Below are 378 nucleotides of genomic sequence, written 5' to 3'. Positions count from 1 at the left end.
CACGATGGATATCAGCATTCACTCGAGCTTTCTCCCGCACACCGATCCGGACGCCTCGCTGGCGTTCTACCGCGACACCCTCGGTTTCGAGGTGCGCAAGGATGTCGGCTACAACGGCATGCGCTGGATTACCGTCGGCCCGGCCGACCAGCCCGGCACGTCCATCGTGTTGTACCCGCCGAACGCCAGCCCCGGCGTGACCGAGGACGAGCAGCGCACCATCGCCGAGATGATGGCCAAGGGCACCTTCGCGATGATGTTGCTGGCCACCGCAGACCTGGATGCGGCATTCAAGCGGATCCAGGCCAGCGGCGCCGAGATCGTCGAGGAACCGACCGAGCAGCCGTATGGCGTGCGCGACTGTGCCGTGCGCGATCC

General features: G+C 65.9%; 1 protein-coding gene. It reads left to right on the top strand.

All coding sequences use genetic code 11. From position 1 onward, the window contains the following. Positions 1–378 (top strand): VOC family protein (locus HUA78_RS45865; RefSeq protein WP_217442890.1); only part of this gene is annotated, 378 nt, incomplete at both ends.

It is taken from the genome of Myxococcus sp. CA033 (assembly GCF_013336625.1).
GTDB classification, from domain to species: Bacteria; Myxococcota; Myxococcia; order Myxococcales; family Myxococcaceae; genus Myxococcus; species Myxococcus llanfairpwllgwyngyllgogerychwyrndrobwllllantysiliogogogochensis.
The sequence above is the reverse complement of the archived record's forward strand: the minus strand, read 5'-3'. Positions and strand labels throughout refer to the sequence as shown.